General features: G+C 59.8%; 24 protein-coding genes. 19 read left to right on the top strand and 5 right to left on the bottom strand.

Annotation, left to right across the window (positions count from 1 at the left end):
- Window positions 1–220 precede the first annotated feature (220 nt).
- The 4 genes from secA to CAF74_RS02615 all read left to right on the top strand — a co-directional run bounded on the left by secA (window position 221) and on the right by CAF74_RS02615 (window position 5,935).
- A complete protein-coding gene (secA, locus tag CAF74_RS02630) occupies window positions 221–2,959 on the top strand; it encodes a preprotein translocase subunit SecA (RefSeq protein ID WP_085745213.1) in 2,739 nt (912 codons plus the stop codon).
- Between the two features lie 122 nt (window positions 2,960–3,081).
- Window positions 3,082–4,299, top strand: coding sequence for a bifunctional glutamate N-acetyltransferase/amino-acid acetyltransferase ArgJ (gene argJ, locus CAF74_RS02625; RefSeq protein WP_064383762.1), 1,218 nt, complete (start codon window positions 3,082–3,084; stop codon window positions 4,297–4,299).
- Window positions 4,300–4,361: 62 nt separating this feature from the next.
- Window positions 4,362–4,994, top strand: a complete 633-nt coding sequence (locus CAF74_RS02620) for a glutathione S-transferase family protein (protein WP_085745212.1) — start codon at window positions 4,362–4,364, stop codon at window positions 4,992–4,994.
- Window positions 4,991–5,935, top strand: a complete 945-nt coding sequence (locus CAF74_RS02615) for a Nudix family hydrolase (protein WP_085745211.1) — start codon at window positions 4,991–4,993, stop codon at window positions 5,933–5,935. The genes CAF74_RS02620 and CAF74_RS02615 overlap by 4 nt, the downstream gene beginning before the upstream one ends.
- Window positions 5,936–6,072: 137 nt before the next feature.
- On the opposite strand, the gene CAF74_RS02610 is transcribed toward CAF74_RS02615, so the two are convergent.
- From CAF74_RS02610 to CAF74_RS02600, 3 genes are read right to left on the bottom strand one after another with little or no spacing between them, the layout of a single operon-like run.
- A complete protein-coding gene (locus CAF74_RS02610) occupies window positions 6,073–6,657 on the bottom strand; it encodes a cob(I)yrinic acid a,c-diamide adenosyltransferase (protein ID WP_085745210.1) in 585 nt (194 codons plus the stop codon).
- Window positions 6,658–6,660: 3 nt separating this feature from the next.
- Entirely contained in the window at window positions 6,661–8,697 is a 2,037-nt protein-coding gene (locus CAF74_RS02605; protein WP_085745209.1) for a HAMP domain-containing sensor histidine kinase, read from the bottom strand.
- A gap of 45 nt (window positions 8,698–8,742) precedes the next feature.
- Window positions 8,743–9,660 carry a putative 2-dehydropantoate 2-reductase gene (locus CAF74_RS02600; RefSeq protein ID WP_085745208.1) on the bottom strand — a complete coding sequence of 306 codons (918 nt, stop codon included), beginning with the start codon at window positions 9,658–9,660 and terminating at the stop codon, window positions 8,743–8,745.
- 140 nt (window positions 9,661–9,800) lie between these two features.
- On the opposite strand from CAF74_RS02600, the gene CAF74_RS02595 reads away from it, so the two are divergent.
- Window positions 9,801–10,286: a YajQ family cyclic di-GMP-binding protein gene (locus CAF74_RS02595; protein WP_007951218.1), complete on the top strand. Its 486-nt coding sequence runs from the start codon at window positions 9,801–9,803 to the stop codon at window positions 10,284–10,286.
- A gap of 138 nt (window positions 10,287–10,424) precedes the next feature.
- Window positions 10,425–11,264, top strand: coding sequence for a mechanosensitive ion channel family protein (locus CAF74_RS02590; RefSeq protein ID WP_007951217.1), 840 nt, complete (start codon window positions 10,425–10,427; stop codon window positions 11,262–11,264).
- A 122-nt stretch (window positions 11,265–11,386) separates the two neighbouring features.
- Here CAF74_RS02590 and CAF74_RS02585 read toward each other — a convergent pair whose 3' ends face one another.
- Entirely contained in the window at window positions 11,387–12,742 is a 1,356-nt protein-coding gene (locus CAF74_RS02585) for an OprD family porin (protein ID WP_085745207.1), read from the bottom strand.
- Window positions 12,743–12,817: 75 nt separating this feature from the next.
- Between CAF74_RS02585 and CAF74_RS28890 the strand changes: the two genes are divergently transcribed.
- From CAF74_RS28890 to CAF74_RS02575, 3 genes are all read left to right on the top strand, one after another.
- Window positions 12,818–13,171 carry a hypothetical protein gene (locus CAF74_RS28890; protein WP_127799562.1) on the top strand — a complete coding sequence of 118 codons (354 nt, stop codon included), beginning with the start codon at window positions 12,818–12,820 and terminating at the stop codon, window positions 13,169–13,171.
- A gap of 470 nt (window positions 13,172–13,641) precedes the next feature.
- Window positions 13,642–14,067: an HIT domain-containing protein gene (locus tag CAF74_RS02580; protein ID WP_085745206.1), complete on the top strand. Its 426-nt coding sequence runs from the start codon at window positions 13,642–13,644 to the stop codon at window positions 14,065–14,067.
- 3 nt (window positions 14,068–14,070) lie between these two features.
- Window positions 14,071–14,277, top strand: coding sequence for a SlyX family protein (locus tag CAF74_RS02575; protein ID WP_007951214.1), 207 nt, complete (start codon window positions 14,071–14,073; stop codon window positions 14,275–14,277).
- Between the two features lie 94 nt (window positions 14,278–14,371).
- Here CAF74_RS02575 and CAF74_RS29490 read toward each other — a convergent pair whose 3' ends face one another.
- Window positions 14,372–14,974, bottom strand: coding sequence for a cold-shock protein (locus CAF74_RS29490; RefSeq protein ID WP_007951213.1), 603 nt, complete (start codon window positions 14,972–14,974; stop codon window positions 14,372–14,374).
- 309 nt (window positions 14,975–15,283) lie between these two features.
- Between CAF74_RS29490 and CAF74_RS02565 the strand changes: the two genes are divergently transcribed.
- The 10 genes from CAF74_RS02565 to tolQ all read left to right on the top strand — a co-directional run bounded on the left by CAF74_RS02565 (window position 15,284) and on the right by tolQ (window position 23,131).
- Window positions 15,284–15,754, top strand: coding sequence for a Dps family protein (locus CAF74_RS02565; RefSeq protein WP_039766007.1), 471 nt, complete (start codon window positions 15,284–15,286; stop codon window positions 15,752–15,754).
- Between the two features lie 245 nt (window positions 15,755–15,999).
- Entirely contained in the window at window positions 16,000–16,347 is a 348-nt protein-coding gene (locus CAF74_RS02560) for a ribbon-helix-helix domain-containing protein (RefSeq protein WP_085745205.1), read from the top strand.
- Window positions 16,348–16,460: 113 nt separating this feature from the next.
- A complete protein-coding gene (locus CAF74_RS02555) occupies window positions 16,461–16,682 on the top strand; it encodes an FmdB family zinc ribbon protein (RefSeq protein WP_007951210.1) in 222 nt (73 codons plus the stop codon).
- A 108-nt stretch (window positions 16,683–16,790) separates the two neighbouring features.
- Entirely contained in the window at window positions 16,791–18,566 is a 1,776-nt protein-coding gene (aspS, locus tag CAF74_RS02550) for an aspartate--tRNA ligase (protein ID WP_007951209.1), read from the top strand.
- A 124-nt stretch (window positions 18,567–18,690) separates the two neighbouring features.
- Window positions 18,691–19,437, top strand: coding sequence for a YebC/PmpR family DNA-binding transcriptional regulator (locus tag CAF74_RS02545; protein ID WP_085745204.1), 747 nt, complete (start codon window positions 18,691–18,693; stop codon window positions 19,435–19,437).
- Between the two features lie 101 nt (window positions 19,438–19,538).
- Complete coding sequence (gene ruvC / locus CAF74_RS02540) at window positions 19,539–20,066, top strand: crossover junction endodeoxyribonuclease RuvC (RefSeq protein WP_007951206.1); 528 nt, start codon at window positions 19,539–19,541, stop codon at window positions 20,064–20,066.
- Between the two features lie 114 nt (window positions 20,067–20,180).
- A complete protein-coding gene (gene ruvA / locus CAF74_RS02535) occupies window positions 20,181–20,789 on the top strand; it encodes a Holliday junction branch migration protein RuvA (protein ID WP_007951205.1) in 609 nt (202 codons plus the stop codon).
- On the top strand, window positions 20,790–21,851 hold the full coding sequence (gene ruvB / locus CAF74_RS02530) for a Holliday junction branch migration DNA helicase RuvB (protein WP_085745203.1): 1,062 nt from the start codon (window positions 20,790–20,792) through the stop codon (window positions 21,849–21,851).
- A 127-nt stretch (window positions 21,852–21,978) separates the two neighbouring features.
- Window positions 21,979–22,446, top strand: a complete 468-nt coding sequence (gene ybgC, locus CAF74_RS02525; protein WP_007951203.1) for a tol-pal system-associated acyl-CoA thioesterase — start codon at window positions 21,979–21,981, stop codon at window positions 22,444–22,446.
- Entirely contained in the window at window positions 22,436–23,131 is a 696-nt protein-coding gene (tolQ, locus tag CAF74_RS02520; RefSeq protein WP_007912733.1) for a protein TolQ, read from the top strand. The genes ybgC and tolQ overlap by 11 nt, the downstream gene beginning before the upstream one ends.
- Window positions 23,132–23,148: the final 17 nt, after the last annotated feature.

Here is a 23,148-nt window from a genome sequence, read left to right as displayed (position 1 = left end):
TAAATCAACGACTAACTTCTTCGCTGTACGGCTTGAAGTTGAGCAAAACGCCCCTATTTTAAGTGAGCCCCGTCAAAGCGCAGTGCCAGCATCGTGGAATATCCCCACTTTCCTCACCACCGTTTCCGGGTAGAATGCTCGTTCGCATGCGGCCATGAGGGCTGCACGGGCGACTCACGGGGCCGCCCTCCATCCCTTTAGTGTGGAAGATCCTGCCGATATGTTTGCGCCTTTGTTAAAGAAACTTTTTGGAAGCAAGAACGAGCGTGAAATCAAACGCATGCTCAAGACGGTGCAGCTCGTCAATGCCTTCGAAGAGAAGATGGTCGCCCTCTCGGACGATCAACTGCGCGCCAAGACCGCAGAGTTCAAGGACCGCATTGCCAAGGGGGAGACCCTCGACAAGCTGTTGCCCGAAGCCTTCGCGGTCGCCCGTGAAGCCGGCAAGCGTGTCATGGGCATGCGCCACTTTGACGTCCAGCTGATCGGTGGCATGACCCTGCACGAAGGCAAGATCGCCGAAATGCGCACCGGTGAGGGCAAGACGCTGGTGGGTACTCTGGGCGTTTACCTCAACGCGCTGTCCGGCAAGGGCGTGCACGTTGTGACCGTGAACGATTACCTGGCCCGCCGCGACGCCAACTGGATGCGTCCGCTGTATGAATTCCTCGGTCTGAGCGTCGGCATCGTGACGCCGTTCCAGCCGCCGGAAGAGAAGCGCGCCGCCTACGCCGCCGACATCACCTACGGCACCAACAACGAATTCGGGTTCGACTACCTGCGCGACAACATGGCGTTCAGCATGGAAGAGAAATTCCAGCGCGAACTCAACTTTGCCGTGATCGACGAAGTCGACTCCATCCTCATTGACGAAGCGCGTACCCCGCTGATCATTTCCGGTCAGGCCGAGGACAGCTCCAAGCTGTACATCGAGATCAACAAGCTGATCCCGAAACTCAAGCTGCACGTCGAAGAAGTCGAAGGCGAAGTCACCCAGGAAGGCCATTTCACCGTCGACGAGAAGACCCGTCAGGTCGAACTCAACGAAGCCGGTCACCAGTTCATCGAAGAGCAACTCGCCAGTGTTGGCCTGCTGGCTGAAGGCGAGAGCCTGTACTCGGCGCATAATCTGGGTCTGCTGACTCACGTTTACGCCGGCCTGCGTGCGCACAAGCTGTTCAACCGCAATGTCGAATACATCGTGCAAGACGGCCAGGTCGTGCTGGTCGACGAGCACACCGGTCGCACCATGCCGGGTCGTCGTCTGTCCGAAGGCTTGCACCAGGCCATCGAAGCCAAGGAAAACCTGAATATCCAGGCCGAAAGCCAGACTCTGGCATCGACCACGTTCCAGAACTACTTCCGTCTATACACCAAGCTGTCCGGCATGACCGGTACCGCTGATACCGAAGCATTCGAATTCCACCAGATCTATGGTCTGGACGTTATGGTCATTCCGCCGAACAAACCGTTGGCCCGTAAGGACTACAACGACCTGGTGTTCCTGACCGCCGAAGAGAAATATGCGGCGATCGTCAACGACATCAAGGAAAGCATGGCTGCCGGTCGTCCGGTACTGGTGGGTACTGCGACCATCGAAACCTCCGAGCACATGTCCGCATTGCTCGTGAAGGAAGGCATCGAACACAAGGTTCTGAACGCCAAGTTCCACGAAAAAGAAGCTGAAATCATCGCGCAGGCCGGTCGTCCGGGCGCCCTGACCATCGCTACCAACATGGCCGGTCGTGGTACCGACATCCTTTTGGGCGGCAACTGGGAAGTTGAAGTCGCGTCGCTGGAAAACCCGACCCCTGAGCAGATCGCCCAGATCAAGGCCGACTGGCAGAAGCGTCACCAGCAAGTGCTGGAGTCCGGCGGTCTGCAGGTGATCGCGTCCGAGCGTCACGAATCCCGTCGTATCGATAACCAGCTGCGTGGCCGTGCCGGCCGTCAGGGCGATGCCGGTTCCAGCCGCTTCTACCTGTCGCTGGAAGACAGCCTGATGCGCATCTTCGCCTCTGACCGGGTGAAGAACTTCATGAAAGCCCTGGGGATGCAGCCTGGCGAGGCCATCGAGCACCGTATGGTGACCAACGCCATCGAGAAGGCGCAGCGCAAGGTTGAAGGCCGCAACTTCGACATCCGCAAGCAACTGCTCGAGTTCGACGACGTCAACAACGAACAGCGTAAAGTGATCTATCACATGCGTAACACGTTGCTGGCCGCGGACAACATCGGCGAAACCATCGCTGATTTCCGTCAGGACGTCCTGAACGCCACTGTCAGCGCGCACATTCCGCCGCAATCGCTGCCAGAGCAGTGGGACGTGGCCGGTCTGGAAGCGTCGATCGCCAGCGATTTCGGCGTGAAGCTGCCGATCCAGCAATGGCTCGACGAAGACGATCACCTGTACGAAGAAACCCTGCGCGAGAAGCTGATGAACGAGCTGATCGCCGCGTACAACGAAAAAGAAGACCAGGCGGGCGCCGAAGCCCTGCGTTCCTTTGAGAAGCAGATCGTGCTGCGCGTTCTGGACGACCTGTGGAAAGACCACCTGTCGACCATGGATCACCTGCGTCACGGTATCCACCTGCGTGGTTATGCGCAGAAGAACCCGAAGCAGGAATACAAGCGCGAGTCCTTCACGTTGTTCTCCGAGCTGCTGGATTCGATCAAGCGCGACTCGATCCGTGTGTTGTCGCACGTTCAGGTTCGCCGCGAAGATCCGGCCGAAGAAGAGCAACGCCTGCGTCAGGAAGCCGAAGCACTGGCCGCCCGCATGCAGTTCGAACACGCCGAGGCTCCTGGCCTGGAAGCGCAACCGGAACTGGTCGGTGAAGAGGTCGATGTGGCCCTCGCCACCGCCCCGGTGCGCAACGAGCAGAAGCTGGGCCGCAACGAACTGTGCTACTGCGGTTCGGGCAAGAAATTCAAGCATTGCCACGGGCAGATCCAGTAAAACCCGTTTCAATCGCTGAAATACCCGCGCCGCGACCGGCACCAGCCGTCGCGGCGTTTTGCCATTTACACCACCGTCACTACGCTTGGCGGTGCTGACATCATTGAGTAAGGAGCGCATTCATGGCTGTTGGTCTTGGTCCTTTGCCAACGTTGCACCCGGTTGCCGGTTTTGAACTCGGTATCGCTTCGGCCGGCATCAAGCGCCCGGGGCGCAAGGATGTCGTCGTGATGCGTTGCGCCGAAGGTTCCACCGTGGCGGGCGTGTTCACGTTGAACGCTTTCTGTGCAGCGCCGGTGATCCTGGCCAAGAAACGCGTGCAGAACCCGGTGCGCTACCTGTTGACCAACACCGGTAATGCCAACGCCGGCACCGGCGAGCCGGGCCTGGCTGCTGCCGAGCGCACCACCGCCAAACTGGCTGAACTGACCGGCGTGGATGCCAGCCAGATCCTGCCTTACTCCACCGGCGTGATCGGCGAGCCGCTGCCGGTCGAGAAGATCGAAGGCGCCTTGCAGGCCGCGCTGGACGATCTGTCGGAAAACAACTGGGAAGCCGCCGCCACCGGCATCATGACCACCGACACGCTGCCAAAAGGCGCCAGCCGCCAGTTCCAGCATGACGGCGTGACCATCACCGTCACCGGCATCAGCAAAGGCGCGGGCATGATCCGTCCGAACATGGCGACCATGCTCGGTTACATCGCCACCGACGCCAAAGTCTCCCGCGACGTGTTGCAAAACCTGATGCTGGACGGTGCCAACAAGTCGTTCAACCGCATCACCATCGACGGCGACACCTCGACCAACGACTGCTGCATGCTGATCGCCACCGGCAAGGCTGCGCTACCGGAAATCACCCGTGCAGAAGGCGAGCTGTTCGCCAAGCTGAAACAGGCCGTGTTCGAGGTGTGCATGGACGTGGCCCAGGCCATCGTGCGTGACGGCGAAGGCGCGACCAAGTTCGTGACCGTTGAAGTCAACGGCGGCGGCAATCACCAGGAATGCCTGGACGTCGGCTACACCGTGGCCCACTCGCCGCTGATCAAGACTGCACTGTTCGCCTCCGACCCGAACTGGGGCCGCATCCTCGCCGCCGTCGGCCGTGCCGGCGTGCCGGATCTGGACGTGAGCAAGATCGACGTGTTCCTCGGTGACGTGTGCATCGCCAGCCGTGGCGCCCGCGCCGCGACCTACACCGAAGCCCAGGGCTCGGCGGTGATGCAGCAGGAAGAAATCACCATCCGTATCGAATTGGGTCGCGGCGATTGCAGCGAAACCATCTGGACCACCGACCTGTCCCACGAGTACGTGAAGATCAACGCCGAATACCGCACCTGATCCCTGCCGAAGAGGGAGGTCTGCGGACCTCCTTTTCTTCTGTCCCATGAAAGGACCCGAACATGAGCCTTCACCTGATCATCGGCGACAAACTGCTTTCCTCCTGGTCCCTGCGCGCGGCACTGGCGCTTGAACTGACCGGCGCGCCCTACACCGAAGAACTGGTCAAACTCGGCAAGCCCGACACCCGCGAGCGGCTGCTGGCGCACTCGCCGACCGCCAAGGTGCCGCTGCTGAAAACCGCCCGTGGCACCGTCGCCGATTCTCTGGCGATTGCCGAATACCTGGCCGAGCAGTTTCCTTCCGAACAACTCTGGCCGACCGATATCGCCGCCCGTGCTCAGGCCCGATCCGCCTGCGCGCAGATGCACAGCGGCTTCTTCGCCATGCGCAACCACATGCCGTTCAACCTGAGCCACGACGCGCCGCTCAACCCGGTGCCGCCGGAAGTGAAGGTCGATGTCGAGCGCATGCTCGCGCTGTGGGCCGAATGCCGCGCCGTCGCGACCGAGCCTGGGCCTTACCTGTTTGGTCGGGTGTCGCTGGCCGATGCGTTCTTCGCACCGATTGCCGTGCGCCTGCGCACCTATCAGGTGAAGTTGCCGGCCGAGGATGAAGCCTATGTTGAAACCGTCTACCAGTGGCCGGCCTTCAAGGCCTGGCAAAAGGCAGGACTGGAGGAATTGCAGTCGTGAAACGTGTACACGTCGCCGCCGCCGTCATTCGTGACGGCAGCGGCAAGATTCTGATCGCCCGGCGTGCCGATACCCAGCATCAGGGCGGCCTCTGGGAATTTCCCGGTGGCAAGGTCGAAGCCGATGAGTCGGTGCAAACAGCATTGGCCCGCGAGCTGCACGAAGAGTTGGGCATTGTCGTCGGCGCCGCGCGGCCGCTGATCAAGGTGCGCCACGATTACCCGGACAAACAGGTGTTGCTGGATGTCTGGGAAGTCTCGAGCTTTACCGGCGAACCCCATGGTGCCGAAGGCCAGCCATTGGCCTGGGTTTCGGCCAAGGAGCTGACGGATTACGAATTCCCGGCGGCCAACCAGCCGATCGTCGCGGCCGCGCGTCTGCCCGCCGAATACCTGATCACCCCGGAAGACCTGGAAACCCCGGCCTTGCTGCGCGGCATCCAGAAGGCAATCGCCGGTGGCATCAAGCTGATCCAGCTGCGTGCGCCCAATGGTTATGACCCGAAATACCGCGACCTTGCGGTAGACGCGGTCGGATTGTGCGCCGGCAAGGCGCAGTTGATGATCAAGGGCCCGTTCGAGTGGCTGGGCGATTTCCCGGCCGCGGGCTGGCACATCACTTCGGCGCAGTTGCGCAAGTACGCGGCCGCGGGGCGTCCGCTGCCGGCGGAGCGCTGGTTGGCGGCGTCCTGCCACAACGCTGAAGAACTGGCGCTGGCCGAGCAGATGGGCGTGGATTTCGTCACCCTGTCGCCGGTGCAGCCGACCCTGACTCACCCGGATGCACAGCCGTTGGGCTGGGAGCAGGCTTCGACGCTGATCGAAGGCTTCAGCAAACCGGTGTTTCTGTTGGGCGGAGTCGGCCCGGCGGAGCGCGAGAAAGCGTGGAATGCCGGGGCTCAGGGTGTGGCGGGGATTCGGGCGTTCTGGCCACAGGCCTGATTTTGTATTGAGGCTGACGTCCCCTTCGCGAGCAAGCCCGCTCCCACAGTTGAGTGCATTCCAACAGGAAGAACTCGATCAACTGTGGGAGCGGGCTTGCTCCGGGCGGCGTTCCGACGAAGGCGTCCTGACAGTCGCTACTGATCTGAAGGTTTCGCCGCCGGTTGCCACAGAATCTCGGCAACACCCTGGCGCCGGGCGATCAGCCTGGCCGCCACAAACAACAGATCCGACAAGCGATTGATGTACGCCAGGCCAACCCCGGCCAACGGCTCGATCGCATTCAAATGCTGGCAACGCCGCTCGGCACTGCGCGCCAGGCTGCGACAGACATGGGCCTGGGCAATCAGTATCGAACCGCCCGGCAGAATGAAGTTCTCCAGCGGCCCCAATTCCTCGTTCCACAGATCGATCGCGGCTTCCAGCCGTTCGATTTCTGCTGCGTTCAATGCCTGATATTCCGGCATCGCCAGTTCACCGCCAAGGTCGAACAGCCGATGTTGGCAGGGCGCCAACACGTCGATCAGTTCATTCAGCCCAGGGCAGGTTTCGCGCTCGGCGATCAATCCGGCCAGCAGCACGCCGACCTGACTGTTCAGCGTATCGATCTCGCCAATGGCTTCGATGCGCGGGTGGTCCTTGGGCACCCGGCGGCCGTCGCCGAGTCCGGTTTCGCCCTTGTCGCCGGTGCGGGTGTAGATCTTCGACAAGCGAAAGCCCATGGTTTACCTCGGTAGTTGATTGGTTTCGGCGGCGATGGGCGCCGGTTGCGCCAGTGGCAGGCGCAGGGTGAAGCAGGTGCCTTGCCCCGGCGCCGACTGCACTTCCATCTGCCCTTTGTGGTTGTTGGTGATGATGAAGTACGACACCGACAGGCCGAGGCCCGTACCCTGGCCGATTTCCTTGGTGGTGAAGAACGGCTCGAAGGTGCGCTTGCGCACGTTCTCGCTCATGCCGATGCCGTTGTCCTCGACCTGAATCTCGGCCCAGGGCGGATTGAGCCGGGTGCGCAAGGTGATTCGCCCCGGCTCGCTGTCATCTTCGCGCTGGTGGATCGCCTGCGCGGCGTTCTTCAACAGGTTGAGCAGCACCTGTTCGAGTTCGTTGGCGGTGCCGGGCACCGGGCCCAGCGCCGGGTCGAACTGGCGAATGATCGCCTGACCCTTGAAGTCGAAGCCGATGGCCAGGTCAAAGTCGTTACCGGCGATTTCCACCGCTTGATCGATCAGCGCCGGCAGGTCGCACGGTGCCATCTGGCGGTTGCTGCGGCGACTGAAACTGAGCATGTGGGTGACGATCTTCGCCGCCCGGGCGCCGGCCTGCTGGATGCCGTCAAGCAGTTGCGGGACTTCCCGACCTTGCAGATAACGGTTCACGGTATCGAGTTCGATGCCCAGTTGTTCGGCCTGTTCGAGGTTCTTCGGCAGGTCTGGTGACAGGCGTCGGCGGATGTTCTGCACGTTGTGCAGGATCGCCCCCAGCGGGTTGTTGATCTCGTGAGCCATGCCGGCGGCAAGGCCACCCACGGACAGCATTTTCTCCGACTGCACCATCATTTCTTCCAGCGACAGGCGCTGGGTAATGTCGTCGATCCGGATCACCACGCCGCGCCCGGCGCCGCCCATCAATGGGTAGAAGGTGAGGGCGTAGTGCTTGGGCTCGTCGTCCTTGAACCACGTCACCCGCTCGATTTTCGCCACCGTGTGTTGTTCGACGGTCTGCTTGAGTTGCGGCAGAAACGGCTTGAGCGGCTCGAAGGCGAGGAAGATCGGCTGGTTCAGCGCTTCGTCGAGCCGTGTACCGGAAAGGGCGCTGGCCTCCTGGTTCCACTGCGTCACGTAGAGCTGTTCGTCGAGGGCGATCAGCGCCGAGGGCATGGAGTCGATGATGCTGTTGAGGTAGTTCTGGAACCCGGTGAGTTTCTTCTCGATCTTGCTGCGCACCTGGACTTCCAGTTCCAGCTTGCGGTTGGTGTGGCGGGTTTCTTCGGCCAGCCCCTGGGCCTGATCGTAGGCGGCTTGCGAGTCGTCGCGGGCGCGCTTGAGTTGCTGCTCCCGGGCCTCGATGCGCGAAAGCATGGTGTTAAATGCTTCGGCGAGGCTGCCGATTTCGTCATGGTTGCCCCGGGAGGCGCGCAGGGCGTAGTTCTCCTCGCGGGTCACCTGGCGGGACAGTTCTTCCAGTTGATGGATCGGGCGGGTAATCAGGCGCTTGATCTGCCGGGCGATGACCAGCCACAGCAGCACACTGAAAATCAGGATCCCCAGACTGGCCGTGAGCGTGCCGGTGTAGAACGCGACTGGCAGTTCGCTGCTGGCCACCAACAGCAGGTGGCCCGGTGCAGTGCCGGGGCGGGGCAGGGTGATGAGTTGGTTGCTGCGAAACTCGGTCAGTTGCCAGGCTTCGATGTGCCGGTAGCGTTCCGGCAGTTTGAGTTTGTCGCCGTGTTGCAGCTGCGCCAGACGTTCGCCTTTGCCGTCATATAAAGCGGCGGCACGCAGCGGGGAATAGCTGTCGAGTTCCTTGAGCAGGCGCTCGGCGCTTTGCGGCGACTGCAAGGCTTCGGCCACCAGACTCGGGTTCGACACCAGCCGGCCGATGGTCTGCAACGCCTGGGGTGCCATGCTTTCCTGGGAAATGTAATAGGCGGCGCTGATAAAGGTCAGGTTGGCGACCAGCAATACGGTGGTCAACAGCACCAGCAGGGCGGCCAGCAGTTTCTGGCCGACCGGCAGGTTTTCAAGACGCTGGCGCAATGGCATCAGGTTTATCGCAGCAAAGGAACAAGTGGCCAGCGTAGCCGCTGCTCAGTCGACGGGCAATCCGAGACTGTGCAGATGGGCAGTCAGGCGCTGCTGCAACTGCTTGAGATGCGGCAGGTTCAACTGATGACGCTCTGCAACCTTGCAGGCATGCCCAAGCAAATAGCTGATCTCGGTGCGGCGTTTGCTGGCCACGTCCTGATACATGGACGAGAAATTCGCCGCCGTGGCCTGGATCACCCGCTCCACTTCCTGTTGCAGGTTGTCCGCCGCCGCCGGTTGCCCGCAGCGTTCGAGCAGCTCGGTCAGTTCGCCGCACAGCGTGGCGACTTCGCAGTGATGTTGCTGCAAGCCGCCGTTGCGGCAGTCGTGCAGCACCGTCAGCGGATTGATCGCACAGTTGAGCGCCAGTTTGCGCCACAGGCGGGTGAGGATGTCGGCGCTCCATTCATGGGGGATTTTTGCCGCCTCAAGATCGTCCAGCCAGATCGGCGCGACAGGATGACCGGCGTCGCCGAGCCAGGTGTAGCCATGGCCGGCGAATACCACGCGCCAGTCGCCATCGCGAAACGCACCTTCGGTGCTGGAGGCGCTGATGCAGCGGGCCTGCGGGACTCGCGCGGCGACTGCTTCCTGGCTGCCGAGGCCGTTCTGCAAAAGAATCAGTTCGGCGTCCGGTGCCAGGCGATGGGCAAGCCCGGCCACGGCCGCTTCGGCGTCGTAGGCTTTGCAGGCCACCAGCAGGCGACGGATGGGGCCGGGACTGTCCGGGGTTTCGCCGGGGATCGCGTAATGGCTGGCCACGCCCTGTTCGACGAGGGTCAGGCCGCCCGCCGTTGCATAGTCGTGCAGGCGGTCGAGGTCGCGCAGGATCAGCCGGACCGGCAATCCGGCCCGGGCCAGACGTGTGGCCCAGAGCGTGCCCAGACTTCCGGCGCCGAGGACATGCCAGGGGGTGGACATCAGTTTTTCACTCGGTAAGGTACAGGCATGCAAGGCTCGCCGTGTCGGTGGGAAAAGACCCGTTATAATGAGCCCGATTTTAACCGCAAGCCAAGCGCGCCGCGTCCCGTACGAGCGCGCCTTTTTATTGGAGAGATTACATGCCGTCGTTCGACGTGGTATCCGAACTGGACAAACACGAACTCACCAACGCGGTCGAGAACGCCGTGAAGGAACTCGATCGTCGTTATGACCTGAAAGGCAAGGGCAGCTTTGAATTCAAGGAAAAGGACCTGACCGTCCACCTGACCGCTGAAGCCGATTTCCAGCTGGAAGCGATGATCGAGATCCTCAAGCTGGCCCTGGTCAAGCGCAAGATCGACGTGCAGTGCCTTGAAGTCAAAGATTCCTTCGCCTCGGGCAAGCTGATGAAGCAGGACGCCGTCCTCAAGGAAGGCATCGACAAGGAACTGGCGAAGAAGATCGTCGGCCACATCAAGGAAGCCAAGCTCAAGGTACAGGCCGCCATTCAGGGCGAGCAGGTGCGTGTGACCGGCAAGAAGCGTGACGACCTGCAGGAAGCCATCGCGGCCCTGCGTGCCAAGGAATTCGGCATGCCACTGCAGTTCAACAACTTCCGCGACTAAGCTTTTCGGTCGGGAACCTCTCGGCGTTTAAAGCGTCCGAGGCCCAAGCAACGGCAGAAACGATTGAGCCCTTTACGGCCCGGTCTTTCTGCCGCTGGTTTTTTACAGCCCGGGAAGCCGGCAATCAGGAGATAAAAGATGGATTTGAATGCTGAGGTGGACAACCTGGTCAAGGCGTCCCAGGCGTGGATTCCGATGATCATGGAATACGGCAGCCGTGTGTTGCTGGCGGTGATTACCCTGGCCATCGGCTGGTGGCTGATCAACAAGGTCACGCAAAAGCTCGGCGGCCTGCTGGCCCTGCGCAATGCCGACCTGGCCCTGCAAGGTTTCATCAGCAGCCTGGCCAACATCATTCTCAAGGTACTGCTGATTGTCAGCGTGGCATCGATGATCGGCGTCGAGACCACCTCGTTCGTCGCGGCGATCGGTGCGGCCGGCCTAGCCATCGGTCTGGCGTTGCAGGGCAGCCTGGCGAACTTCGCCGGCGGCGTGCTGATTCTGCTGTTCCGTCCGTTCCGCATCGGTGACTGGATCGAAGCCCAGGGTGTGGCGGGTACTGTCGACAGCATCCAGATCTTCCACACCGTGCTGCGCACCGGTGACAACAAGACCATCATCGTGCCGAACGGCAACCTGTCGAACGGCATCATCACCAACACCAACCGTCAGCCGACCCGCAAGGTTGTGTTCGACGTAGGTGTGGATTACGAAGCCGATCTGCAAAAGGCCCGTCAGGTGCTGCTGGATCTGGCCAAGGATGATCGTGTTCTGCAGGATCCGGCACCTCAGGCTGTTATTTCGACACTGGGTGACAGTTCGATCACTGTTTCCCTGCGCGTCTGGGTTAAAACCGCGGATTACTGGGATGTGATGTTCATGTTTAACGAACAGTCCCGTGATCGTTTAAAGACTGCAGGCATTGATATTCCTTTTCCGCAACGAGTGATTCGTGTGGTTCAGGAATCGGCGGTGTAATGATAGGTTGCTAATTAATTGCCTGACTTGTCGGTCAGGCAATTAGTACGAGAAGCAGACAACAAAAAAGGCCCATCCGAAGATGGGCCTTTTTGTTGTTGCCGCGAACTAAATGTTCGCGATTACAAGATCGACAGTGGGTAGTCGACGATCAGACGGAACTCTTTGGTATCGCCTTCACCTTCGTCGGCGTTAGCAAAGTGCCAGGCCTGACGAATACGGAAGGACAGGTCTTTGGCCGGGCCAGACTGAACTACGTATTTGGCTTCGAAGTTGGTTTCGTTGTGTTTGCCATCTTCGCCGTAGAAGCCGGTGTAGCTGCTGCCAGCCGGAGTGTGGGTGCCGTCGATGTCCCAACCTTTCACGTAACGGGTCATGAAGCTCAGACCTGGAACGCCGTACTCGGCCATCTTGATGTCGTAACGGATCTGGGCAGATTTCTCGCCTGGACCGTTGAAGTCAGAGTACTGGATGGAGTTGGCGAGGAAGATCGAGTCGCCACCACGGTTGGATGGACCGTGGCCACCAACACCGATGTAGTCGAACGGCGTGTCACCGTTGATCTTCTGGAAGGCCAGGGTGATGGTGTGTGCTTTCAGGAACGACAAGGCGGTTGCCAGGGAGAACGCAGTGTTGCTGATCTCGCCTGCGTTGGCACTGCCGGTATCCGTGGTGCGGTAGATGTTGAAGTCGGTGTTCAGCGAAGTGTCACCACCGAACGGGGTAGTGAGGTTGACGTTGGCGTAGTACTGGTTCCAGATGTCTTCCAGCTTGGCGCCATACAGCGATGCGCTGAGGTTTTCAGTGATGCCGTACTTGCCGCCGAAGTAGTCGATGCTGTCGGCTTTTACGTTGGCGTAGGTTGCCCACAGCTCGCCATCATGGGCGTTCTTGTCCTGGGCAGTCGCCGCGTAGAAGTGACCGGCTTCGAGATCGAGGTCTTTGACTTCGCTGCTCTGCAGCTGGAAGCCGCTGGCAGTTTGAGGAAGGATACGGGAGCCGCCGACAGCGAACACTGGAGCAGTGCTTGGCTGCATGTCACCGATTTTCAGCTCGGTTTTGGAAACGCGGAACTTGATGGCAGCGCCGGCTTTACCCTGGCTGTCGTTGGCTTCGCGGACACCACGGGCATCCGGGGTGTTCTCACGGCTCATGTTGCCCGAACCGCTGGTGCCATCACCCCCGTCCAGTTTAATGGCCAGGTAACCGAATGCATCAACGCCGACACCAACAGTGCCTTGGGTGTAACCGGAACTGAAGTTGCCCCAGATACCTTGGGTCCAGTCTTTCACGTCCCGGGCACGGTCTTTGTTGTCACGGTTGAAGTAATAGTTGCGAATCAGCAAATCAGCTTTCGCGTCTTCAACAAAGCCTTTGGCTTCAGCCTGGTCACTTACGAACGGTGCGGCCGTAGCCATCTGAGTACTGGCAGCTGCAGCAACTGCCAGTGCGATCATGCTCCACTTCATCACGCGCATCGTGATTTGCTCCTTTGGTTTTAGAAGAGTACTGCCGTCCCACCTGTTTTATTATCTGGGCGGCTCTTTCTTTTTGTGTCGGCGCAAACTTATATCACGCCGACCATGTTGGCGATACTTGCGAATCCAACCTTTCAGCTTCTTTACGAGCGTGTCGCAAACGGCTTGGTAGATGTCGCAAATTTACAGTCCAAATGCAATGGGACTGACAACTTCAGCGCTGTTTTACAGAGCTTGAGCATCGGTAAAAAAGAGTCCCTTGGCAAAACGCTTGAATCTCCATCGGGCAACCCTGCCACTGTTTTTATGGGGCTCAAGGCATCCACTTCTTGTGGTGCGCTTATAGTCCATATGGGTATGAATGCAACAAGCGTGCACAAACCGCTGAATTGTTCCGGTTTTTTTCAAGGTGCGCGTCTGACGCTGTAAAAACCTCATAAAACCGGGGGCTTCGAGGGCCTTTCAAACAGGCTTGACGCCGTCCTTCGCATGGTGTTGCTCCCTGAAAGTCGCAGCGCGACAACCAAAAACGTTACCGGTTCACCCCGTCGGTGAGTATTCGGCGGATGCCCGACGCACTGAGCGTAGACGCACTGTGCGGTTTTGGTGCAAAAAAATTCAAAGGCTGTACTGAATTCATACAGTTGGGTCGCTGGATGAACGTAAACGCTGAGGTGTGCGCCGGTCATTTTGCTCGATTTATTCGCATTTCCGGTTCTGTCCTGGTGCACGCGAGGCATAAATGTCACATTCCGGGGCGTGGAGGAATTCTTGTGGCAACGCTGTTCGCCGTGAAGGTCACTCCAATCGCAGGTATGCTGCCGTCCAGTCGCTTGGCGCGCTGCTTTCACAGCGGGGCGCTAAGCTGAAAACAGGTCATTTCGCCGGGAGTGCGCGCAGTGTTTGCTTTAGATCCACGACTTCAACAGGACACGCTGACTATCGGCGATTTCCCGCTTTGCCGACTGCTGTTGTCCAACGACGCCAACTACCCGTGGTTCATCCTGGTGCCTCGCCGCGACGATATCAGCGAGTTGTTTCAGTTGGATGTCGCCGACCAGCAGCGCCTGTGGCAGGAAACCACCACCCTGGCCGAGGTACTCAAGGATTCCTTCGACGCCGACAAGATGAATGTGGCGACCCTGGGTAATGTGGTCAGCCAGCTGCATATGCATGTGATCGTGCGTAAACGGGACGACGCCGCCTGGCCGGCACCGGTCTGGGGCAAACATCCCGCCAGGCCTTACAGTGCCGAGCAAGTGGCCGCGATCCGCGAGCGCCTGCGTCTGGTGCTGGACGAAGATTTCACCTTTCTGGAGGGCTGAGTGATGAGCCTCGAACAACGTGTTACCGAGCTGGAAAGTCGCTTGGCGTTTCAGGACGACACCATTCAGGCATTGAACGATGTGCTGGTGGAGCAGCAGCGAGTGGTCGAGCGTCTGCAATTGCAGATGGCAGCGGTACTCAAGCGCCAGGAAGAGATGGTGGGCCAGTTCGGTTCTTTCGAAGAAGACGCACCGCCGCCACACTATTGAGAAGTGCGCGGGCGTGCTCCCGTTAAAAACGCATTCATTAAAAAACCGCGAACAGCCTGGCTGTTCGCGGTTTTTTTATTGCGGGAGACTTGGATCAGCGACGCGGCAGGGCGGCGATCACGTCCTCGGCCTGCAGGCCCTTGTCACGGTTCATCACCGAGAACTCCACGCGCTGGCCTTCGACCAGAACGCGGTGGCCTTCGCCACGGATGGCGCGAAAGTGCACGAAAATATCATCGCCGGAATCCCGGGAGATAAAGCCGAAGCCCTTGGAGGTATTGAACCACTTGACGGTGCCGGTATCGCGGTTGCTCATGTCGTAGCTTTGCGCGGCGGCGGCCGGGGAGGATTTGTAGAAGCTGACGGCCAGGTGCAGAACCACGGCGACCAGTGCGATCACCAGGCTGAACAGCACGGCTGGCTGGCCGGCGATGACAGGCATCGGCGCGATCAGGGTCAGTGTTTGCAGGACAACGGTCAGGACCAGCAGGGCGCTGACCAGATTTTGCAGATGCTGGCGCGGACCTTTGTTCCAGTAAGGGATAACTGGTGCAAGGATCAGGTTCAGCAGGCCGAAAAAGGCCAGGTAAAGTGCATCGGGTTGTTGCAGGTAAGGTACCGCTTCGGACTTCAGGCTGGGTATGAAGGACAGCAGCAAGGCTGCTGCGCCCATTAGCAGGTGGACGATTTTCAACATTTTTATTGACTCACGTTATGACGGCTCACAAGGAAGAGCTGAAGGCGCACGGTTCGCTTCGGAACAATAAGAGGCGTTGGACACGTGCACGGCATCAGCCTATGCGCAGGCCCGGAAAACGGGGCGTAGCGACACACTGCCTATTTAACAGCAAAGCCTGCGGCTACTCAAATCACGCCGGCCAGCGGCAACGCGTGGGACGATTTGTCGCCTCTATCGGGTCGATACGGGGGCTGCGGGGTGGGGGTGGCCTTGCTACAGTGAACCGACACCTGCTGGATGAATTTCAATCGCCGTTAGGGGGTAAGCATGGCAATCGATATCGGTATCAGTGAAGAAGACCGCAAATCCATCGTCGAAGGGCTCTCGCGCCTGCTGTCCGACACATACGTGCTGTATCTGAAGACTCACAACTTCCACTGGAACGTCACCGGGCCGATGTTCCGGACCCTGCATCTGATGTTCGAGGAGCAATACAACGAACTGGCACTGGCGGTCGACTCGATCGCCGAACGCATCCGGGCGCTGGGTTTCCCAGCGCCGGGCGCCTATGCGACTTATGCACGTCTTTCCTCCATTAAAGAAGAGGTGGGCGTGCCGAGTGCCGAGGACATGATCAAGCAGCTGGTCGAAGGTCAGGAAGCAGTCACCCGCACGGCGCGGGGGATTTTCCCTTTGCTGGATAAAGTCAGCGATGAGCCAACCGCCGACCTGCTGACCCAGCGCATGCAGGTTCACGAGAAAACCGCGTGGATGTTGCGCGCACTGCTCGAGGCTTGATGAAGGGAAGCGCATGGACATCCATGGTTCGTGCGCTGTTCTCTTGTTCCCCCGGAAATTTCACTCACGACGGTAGGAAACAAGGAAGACACCCCACCGCTCCATGATCCTCCGTATCGCGTTGGCTTATCCTACGTGGATGGTCAAAAAGTCATCTGGATCTGCCTTTGCACCTGCGCTTTTAATGAGATCTCAGGATTTCGCCTTGATCACAGGCGCAGAAATGACAAAGGAGTGTCAGCAATATGGAAGGTGGAGACAGGCGAGGCGACATTGCTGTCGTTTTACAGCAGGACAAGTTCGAGGAGCCGTTTCTCGGCGGGTTCGACATGGAGCTGATCCGGCCGTTGTCCCGATCGGTACGCTTGAACGGGTTCGCGACCTGCATGCGGCTGGAGCAGGTTTACTGGAACATCCTGGGCCGGATGGCCGAGGACAATTGCTGTTCGGTCGGCACGCTGTTGTCCCGTGTCGATCGTGAAGTTCACCTGCGCCATGGCGGGGTGAAAAACTTCAGCGGTCTGATACGGGTGGTGTGTGTGGTGCATGGTCTACGGGATTCTCCGGGGATGCACGGCGCGGGATGTCACTGACGAGACGGCCTGTGCAGTCTTCCGGCTGCACAGGCCGCATTTAATGGATATAATCCCGCTCTTTCGCCGCACAGCCCTGCGCGTGCTGGCAATCTGATTGCCGAGACAACCCCATGCCGATGTACGATTACCAATGTGCTTCCTGTGGTCATCAGTTGGAAGCCATTCAAAAGATCAGCGACGCACCACTGGTCGATTGTCCTGCCTGCCAGGCGCCGGAACTCAAGAAGCAGCTGTCGATGCCGGGCTTTCGCCTCAGCGGCAGCGGCTGGTACGAAACCGATTTCAAGACCGGCGCGAAGAAGAATCTGGCCGGTGGCGACAAATCTGACTAGGGTTCAAACCCAGGTCGAACGACACGCGCGAGTTTCCACTAGTTGCACAGTGCTTGAGTGCAGCGGGATCTCCACCGAATTTCGAATTACGAGAAGCGAACCACTACCATGATGCGCAGCCATTATTGCGGCCAACTGAACGAAAGCCTGGAAGGCCAGGAAATTACCCTTTGCGGATGGGTTCACCGTCGTCGCGACCACGGCGGGGTGATTTTCCTCGATATCCGTGATCGTGACGGTCTGGCCCAGGTAGTGTTCGATCCGGATCGCGCCGAGAGCTTCGCCGCCGCCGATCGCGTGCGCAGCGAATACGTCGTGAAGATCACCGGCAAGGTGCGTCTGCGTCCGGCCGGTGCCACCAACGCCAACATGGCGTCGGGCATGATCGAAGTGCTGGGCTACGAACTCGAAGTGCTGAACGAGTCGGAAACCCCGCCGTTCCCGCTGAACGAGTTCTCCGACGTTGGCGAAGAAACCCGTCTGCGCTATCGCTTCCTGGACCTGCGTCGTCCGGAAATGGCCGAGAAGCTGCGTCTGCGTTCGCGCATGACCACCAGCATCCGTCGCTACCTGGACGAGAACGGCTTCCTCGACGTCGAAACGCCGATCCTGACCCGTGCCACTCCGGAAGGCGCGCGCGACTACCTCGTGCCGAGCCGTACCCACGCCGGTTCGTTCTTCGCGCTGCCGCAATCGCCACAGCTGTTCAAGCAACTGCTGATGGTTGCCGGCTTCGACCGCTATTACCAGATCGCCAAGTGCTTCCGCGACGAAGACCTGCGTGCCGACCGTCAGCCTGAGTTCACTCAGATCGACATCGAGACCAGCTTCCTCGACGAAAAAGACATCATGGGCCTGACCGAAGGCATGATCCGCAACCTGTTCAAGGAAGTGCTGGATCTGGAATTCGGTGAATTCCCGCACATGACCTTCGAAGAAGCCATGCGCCGTTACGGTTCCGACAAACCGGACCTGCGTAACCCGCTGGAACTGGTCGACGTGGCCGATCAGCTGAAAGAAGTTGATTTCAAGGTCTTCAGCGGCCCTGCCAACGATCCGAAATGCCGTATCGCCGCACTGCGCGTACCAGGCGGGGCGAGCATGCCGCGCAAGCAGATCGACGACTACACCAAGTTCGTCGGCATCTACGGTGCAAAGGGCCTGGCATACATCAAGGTCAACGAGCGCGCTGCCGGTGTTGACGGTCTGCAATCGCCGATCGTGAAAAACATCCCGGAAGCCAACCTGAACGTGATCCTCGATCGCGTTGGCGCAGTCGACGGTGACATCGTGTTCTTCGGCGCCGACAAGGCCAAGATCGTCAGCGAAGCCCTGGGCGCGCTGCGTATCAAGCTCGGTCACGACCTGAAGCTGCTGACCTGCGAATGGGCGCCGATGTGGGTCGTCGACTTCCCGATGTTCGAAGAGAACGACGACGGCAGCTTCTCGGCGCTGCACCACCCGTTCACCGCGCCGAAGTGCTCGCCGGAAGAGCTGGAAGCCAACCCGGCCGGCGCTCTGTCCCGTGCCTACGACATGGTGCTGAACGGCACCGAGCTGGGCGGCGGTTCGATCCGTATCCACCGTAAAGAGATGCAACAGGCGGTGTTCCGTCTGCTGGGCATCAACGAAGCGGAACAGGAAGAGAAGTTCGGCTTCCTGCTCGACGCCCTGAAATACGGCGCGCCGCCGCACGGTGGTCTGGCCTTCGGTCTGGACCGTCTGGTGATGCTGATGACCGGCGCTCAGTCGATCCGTGAAGTGATCGCCTTCCCGAAAACCCAGAGTGCTGCCGACGTGATGACGCAGGCGCCGGGTGTCGTGGATGCGAAGGCATTGCGCGAATTGCACATTCGTTTGCGCGAAACGCCAAAGGCCGAGTAAGACGGGCCTGAAGGCGCATCTTCGGATGCGCCTTTTTTCTTTCTGCAGTGATTGAAAACAAGATTTTTTTGCTGGCCGATGCACTTGCATGGCGGGCATTGTTCAAGAGAATTCGGAGCGAGTTATGGCAGGTCATTCCAAGTGGGCGAACATCAAGCACCGCAAAGAACGCCAGGATGCCAAGAGAGGCAAGATCTTCACCAAGTGGATCCGCGAGCTGACCGTGGCGGCCCGTCAGGGCGGCGGTGATCCGGGCTCCAACCCGCGTCTGCGTCTGGCACTGGACAAGGCACTGGGCGCCAACATGAGCCGCGACATCATCGACCGTGCCGTGGCCCGTGGCGCCGGCGCGACCGAAGCCGACAACGTTGAAGAGCTGACCTACGAAGGTTACGGCCCGGGTGGCGTGGCGGTGATGGTCGAGTGCATGACCGACAACCGCAACCGCACCGCAGCAGCTGTTCGCCACGCGTTCAGCAAGTGTGGCGGCAACCTCGGTACCGACGGTTCGGTAGCCTACCTGTTCGAACGCAAGGGGCAGATCAGCTTTGCCCCGGGCGTCGACGAAGACGCACTGACGGAAGCGGCGCTGGAAGCCGATGCCGACGACGTGGTCAGCCACGAAGACGGCTCGATCGACGTGTTCACCTCGTTCACCGGTTTCTACGCGGTACGCAATGCCTTGGAAGCCGCCGGCTTCAAGGGTGATGACGCGGAAATCGTCATGCAGCCGACCACCAGCGCCGAACTGGATCTGGAGGGCGCGGAGAAGGTGCTCAAGCTGATCGACATGCTGGAAGACCTGGACGACGTGCAGAACGTCTACTCCAACGCGGACATTCCGGAAGACGTGGCCGCTCAGCTCGGTTAAGAGCGACTACGATTCAATGTGGGAGATTCCGTGTTTGAGGCTTACCCTCAAGCACGGGATCTCCCACATTTGTTTTTGTGTTTTTTCGAACCAGCAGGCTTATGACTTTAATTCTTGGTATCGACCCCGGTTCGCGCATTACCGGTTACGGCATTGTTCGCGATACCGGACGCGGCGGTTGCATCTACGTCGCCTCGGGTTGTATCCGCACCGGCGCCGGCGAGCTGCATGAACGGTTGCAGATCGTCTATCGCGGCGTGCGGGAAATCATCCAGACCTACGGCCCGGTCACTATGGGCATCGAAAAGGTGTTCATGGCGAAAAACGCCGATTCGGCGCTGAAGCTCGGGCAGGCCCGTGGGGCCGCTATCGTTGCTGGCGCCGAAGAAAGCCTGGAAATCGCCGAGTACACGGCCACCCAGGTCAAGCAGGCTGTGGTGGGAACTGGCGCTGCCAATAAAGAGCAGGTGCAGATGATGGTCATGCACATGCTCAAGCTGACCAGCAAACCGCAAATCGACGCATCGGATGCCCTGGCGATTGCCATTTGTCACGCCCACACCCGCTCCAGTCTGTTGCCGCACGGCTTGGGAACGGCACGCAGTCGTGGCGGGCGCCTGCGTCTCTGATAGCATCAGCAGTCAATTTCACGGAATGTGGATTTCGCGCCTGGGTCGTCGGCCGTCAATCCATGTTCTGTCGGTCGCCAGCCCACGGCTGGCCAACGCTCAAGGATCTGAAACGTGATTGGACGCTTGCGCGGCACTCTGGCTGAGAAACAGCCGCCGCACCTGATTCTGGATGTAAACGGCCTCGGGTATGAGCTGGAAGTGCCCATGACCACCCTTTATCGTCTGCCGTCGGTCGGTGAACCGCTGACCTTGCACACCCATTTGGTCGTACGCGAAGACGCGCAGTTACTCTATGGTTTTGCCGGCAAGCGTGAGCGAGACTTTTTTCGCGAGTTGATCCGTCTCAATGGTGTGGGGCCGAAACTGGCCCTGGCCTTGATGTCGAGTCTGGAAGTCGACGAGCTGATCCGCTGCGTGCAGTCCCAGGACACCTCGGCGTTGACCAAGGTGCCGGGCGTGGGCAAGAAAACTGCCGAGCGTCTGCTGGTCGAACTCAAGGATCGCTTCAAGGCCTGGGAAACCTCGCCGGCCATGTTCGCATTGGTGCCGAACCAGCCGGACGGCCCCGCGCCGGTCAACACCGCCGAGAACGATGCGGTCAGCGCGCTGATTTCCCTGGGCTACAAACCACAGGAAGCGAGCAAGGCGATTTCCGCGATCAAAGAGAAAGGCCTGAGCAGCGAAGACATGATTCGACGCGCCCTGAAGGGAATGATTTAAGTGATTGAAGCTGATCGTCTGATCGCCGCCACGCACAGTCCGCGTGAGCGCGAAGAAGTCCAGGATCGGGCGATACGTCCCGTCAGCCTGGCCGAATACATCGGCCAGCCGACCGTTCGCGAGCAGATGGAACTGTTTATCCAGGCCGCCCGTGGCCGTAGCGAATCCCTCGACCACACCCTGATCTTCGGTCCGCCGGGGCTGGGTAAAACCACGCTGGCGAACATCATCGCCCAGGAAATGGGCGTGTCGATCAAGAGCACGTCCGGCCCGGTGCTGGAACGTCCGGGGGATCTGGCGGCGCTGTTGACCAACCTTGAGCCGCACGACGTGCTGTTCATCGATGAAATCCATCGCCTCTCGCCGATCGTCGAAGAAGTGCTGTACCCGGCGATGGAAGATTTCCAGCTCGACATCATGATCGGTGAAGGGCCGGCGGCGCGGTCGATCAAGCTCGATCTGCCGCCGTTCACCCTGGTTGGCGCGACGACGCGGGCGGGCATGCTGACCAACCCGTTGCGTGACCGTTTCGGTATTGTCCAGCGTCTCGAGTTCTACAGCACCGCAGACCTGGCAACGATTGTCAGCCGTTCGGCGAGCATCCTCGGCCTGCCGCTGGATCCGGAAGGGTCGTTCGAGATTGCCCGCCGCGCCCGTGGTACGCCGCGGATCGCCAACCGACTGTTGCGCCGGGTGCGGGATTTCGCCGAAGTCCGCGCGAAGGGCCACATCACCAAGGCTGTCGCGGATCTGGCGCTTAATCTGCTGGATGTCGACGAGCACGGTTTCGATCATCAGGACCGGCGTCTGCTGTTGACCATGATCGAGAAATTCGACGGTGGTCCGGTGGGCATCGACAGTCTGGCGGCAGCGATCAGCGAAGAACGGCACACCATTGAAGACGTGCTGGAGCCATATCTGATTCAGCAGGGTTACATCATGCGGACGCCGCGGGGCAGGGTGGTTACTCGTCACGCGTACCTGCATTTTGGTTTAAACATTCCGACACGAATGGGCGAGATGCCCGTGGTAGACGAGTTTCTCGATGCCGTGGACGATTAATACACATTTATTGTCGATTTATTCAGCGTTTGTACTGTCTCAGGACGGTACTTTTGCGGTAAAGCCTTCGAACAATGAAAAACAGTTGCCTGGCCGGATTGGCAACCCGAGGAGTAAGCACTAGAGTATGCGCGCGCAAAACGGGCTTGAGCCGTTCGCACATCGTTGTCGCGTTTATTACGAGGACACCGATGCGGGCGGCATCGTGTATTACGTTAATTACCTCAAGTTTATGGAACGGGCTCGAACCGAGCGGCTCCGGGAGCTGGGCTTTGCCCAGTCGGCGCTGGCAGGGGAGGACCTGTTGTTCGTCGTGCATTCCAGCGAAGCGCGTTATCACGCGCCGGCGCGACTGGACGACGAGCTTCTGGTAAGCGCTGATGTAATCGAATTGAACCGTGCCAGCCTGCGCTTTCGACAGCAGGTCAGGCGGGCAACGGATAATGTGCTGCTCTGCGAAGGGCAGTTTCTGGTGGCCTGTGTGCGCACTAACAGTTTGAAACCCCGGGCCCTTCCCGAAGACCTGCGTGCGGCCTTTGCCGACGCGGTCGGCACGGGTACACACTCAAAGCAGGAGATAAAGCGTGGAAGCTAACGTCGTCGACCATTCCTCCATGTGGAGCCTGGTCAGCAATGCCAGCATCGTGGTGCAGTTGGTAATGTTGACCCTGGTAGCCGCATCGGTGACCTCATGGATCATGATCTTTCAGCGCAGCAACCTGCTGCGCGCCGGTCGACGTGCCCTGGAGAGCTTCGAAGAGCGCTTCTGGTCGGGTATCGACCTGTCCAAACTCTACCGTCAGGCCGGCAGCAACCCGGATCCGGATTCGGGTGTCGAGCAGATCTTCCGTGCCGGCTTCAAGGAGTTCTCCCGTCTGCGTCAGCAGCCAGGTGTCGACCCTGAAGCGGTAATGGAAGGTGTGGCCCGTGCCATGCGCGTCGCCATCTCCCGTGAAGAAGAAAAGCTCGAGCAGAGCCTGCCGTTCCTCGCCACCGTCGGTTCCGTCAGCCCGTACATCGGTCTGTTCGGTACCGTCTGGGGCATCATGAACTCCTTCCGTGGTCTGGCCAGCGCCCAACAGGCAACCCTGGCCACCGTGGCACCGGGCATCGCCGAAGCCCTGATCGCCACCGCGATCGGTCTGTTCGCCGCGATCCCGGCCGTTATCGCTTACAACCGTTTCTCTGCCCGCAGCGAAACCTTGCTGAGCCGCTACTACACCTTCGCCGATGAATTCCAGGCGATCCTGCACCGCAAAGTGCACACCAGCGAAGAATAAGCAGGTATTTCCCGATG

It is taken from the genome of Pseudomonas sp. R45(2017) (assembly GCF_002112305.1).
In the GTDB taxonomy this organism is placed as follows: domain Bacteria; phylum Pseudomonadota; class Gammaproteobacteria; order Pseudomonadales; family Pseudomonadaceae; genus Aquipseudomonas; species Aquipseudomonas paraglycinae.
This window is presented reverse-complemented; position numbering and strand designations above follow the sequence as displayed.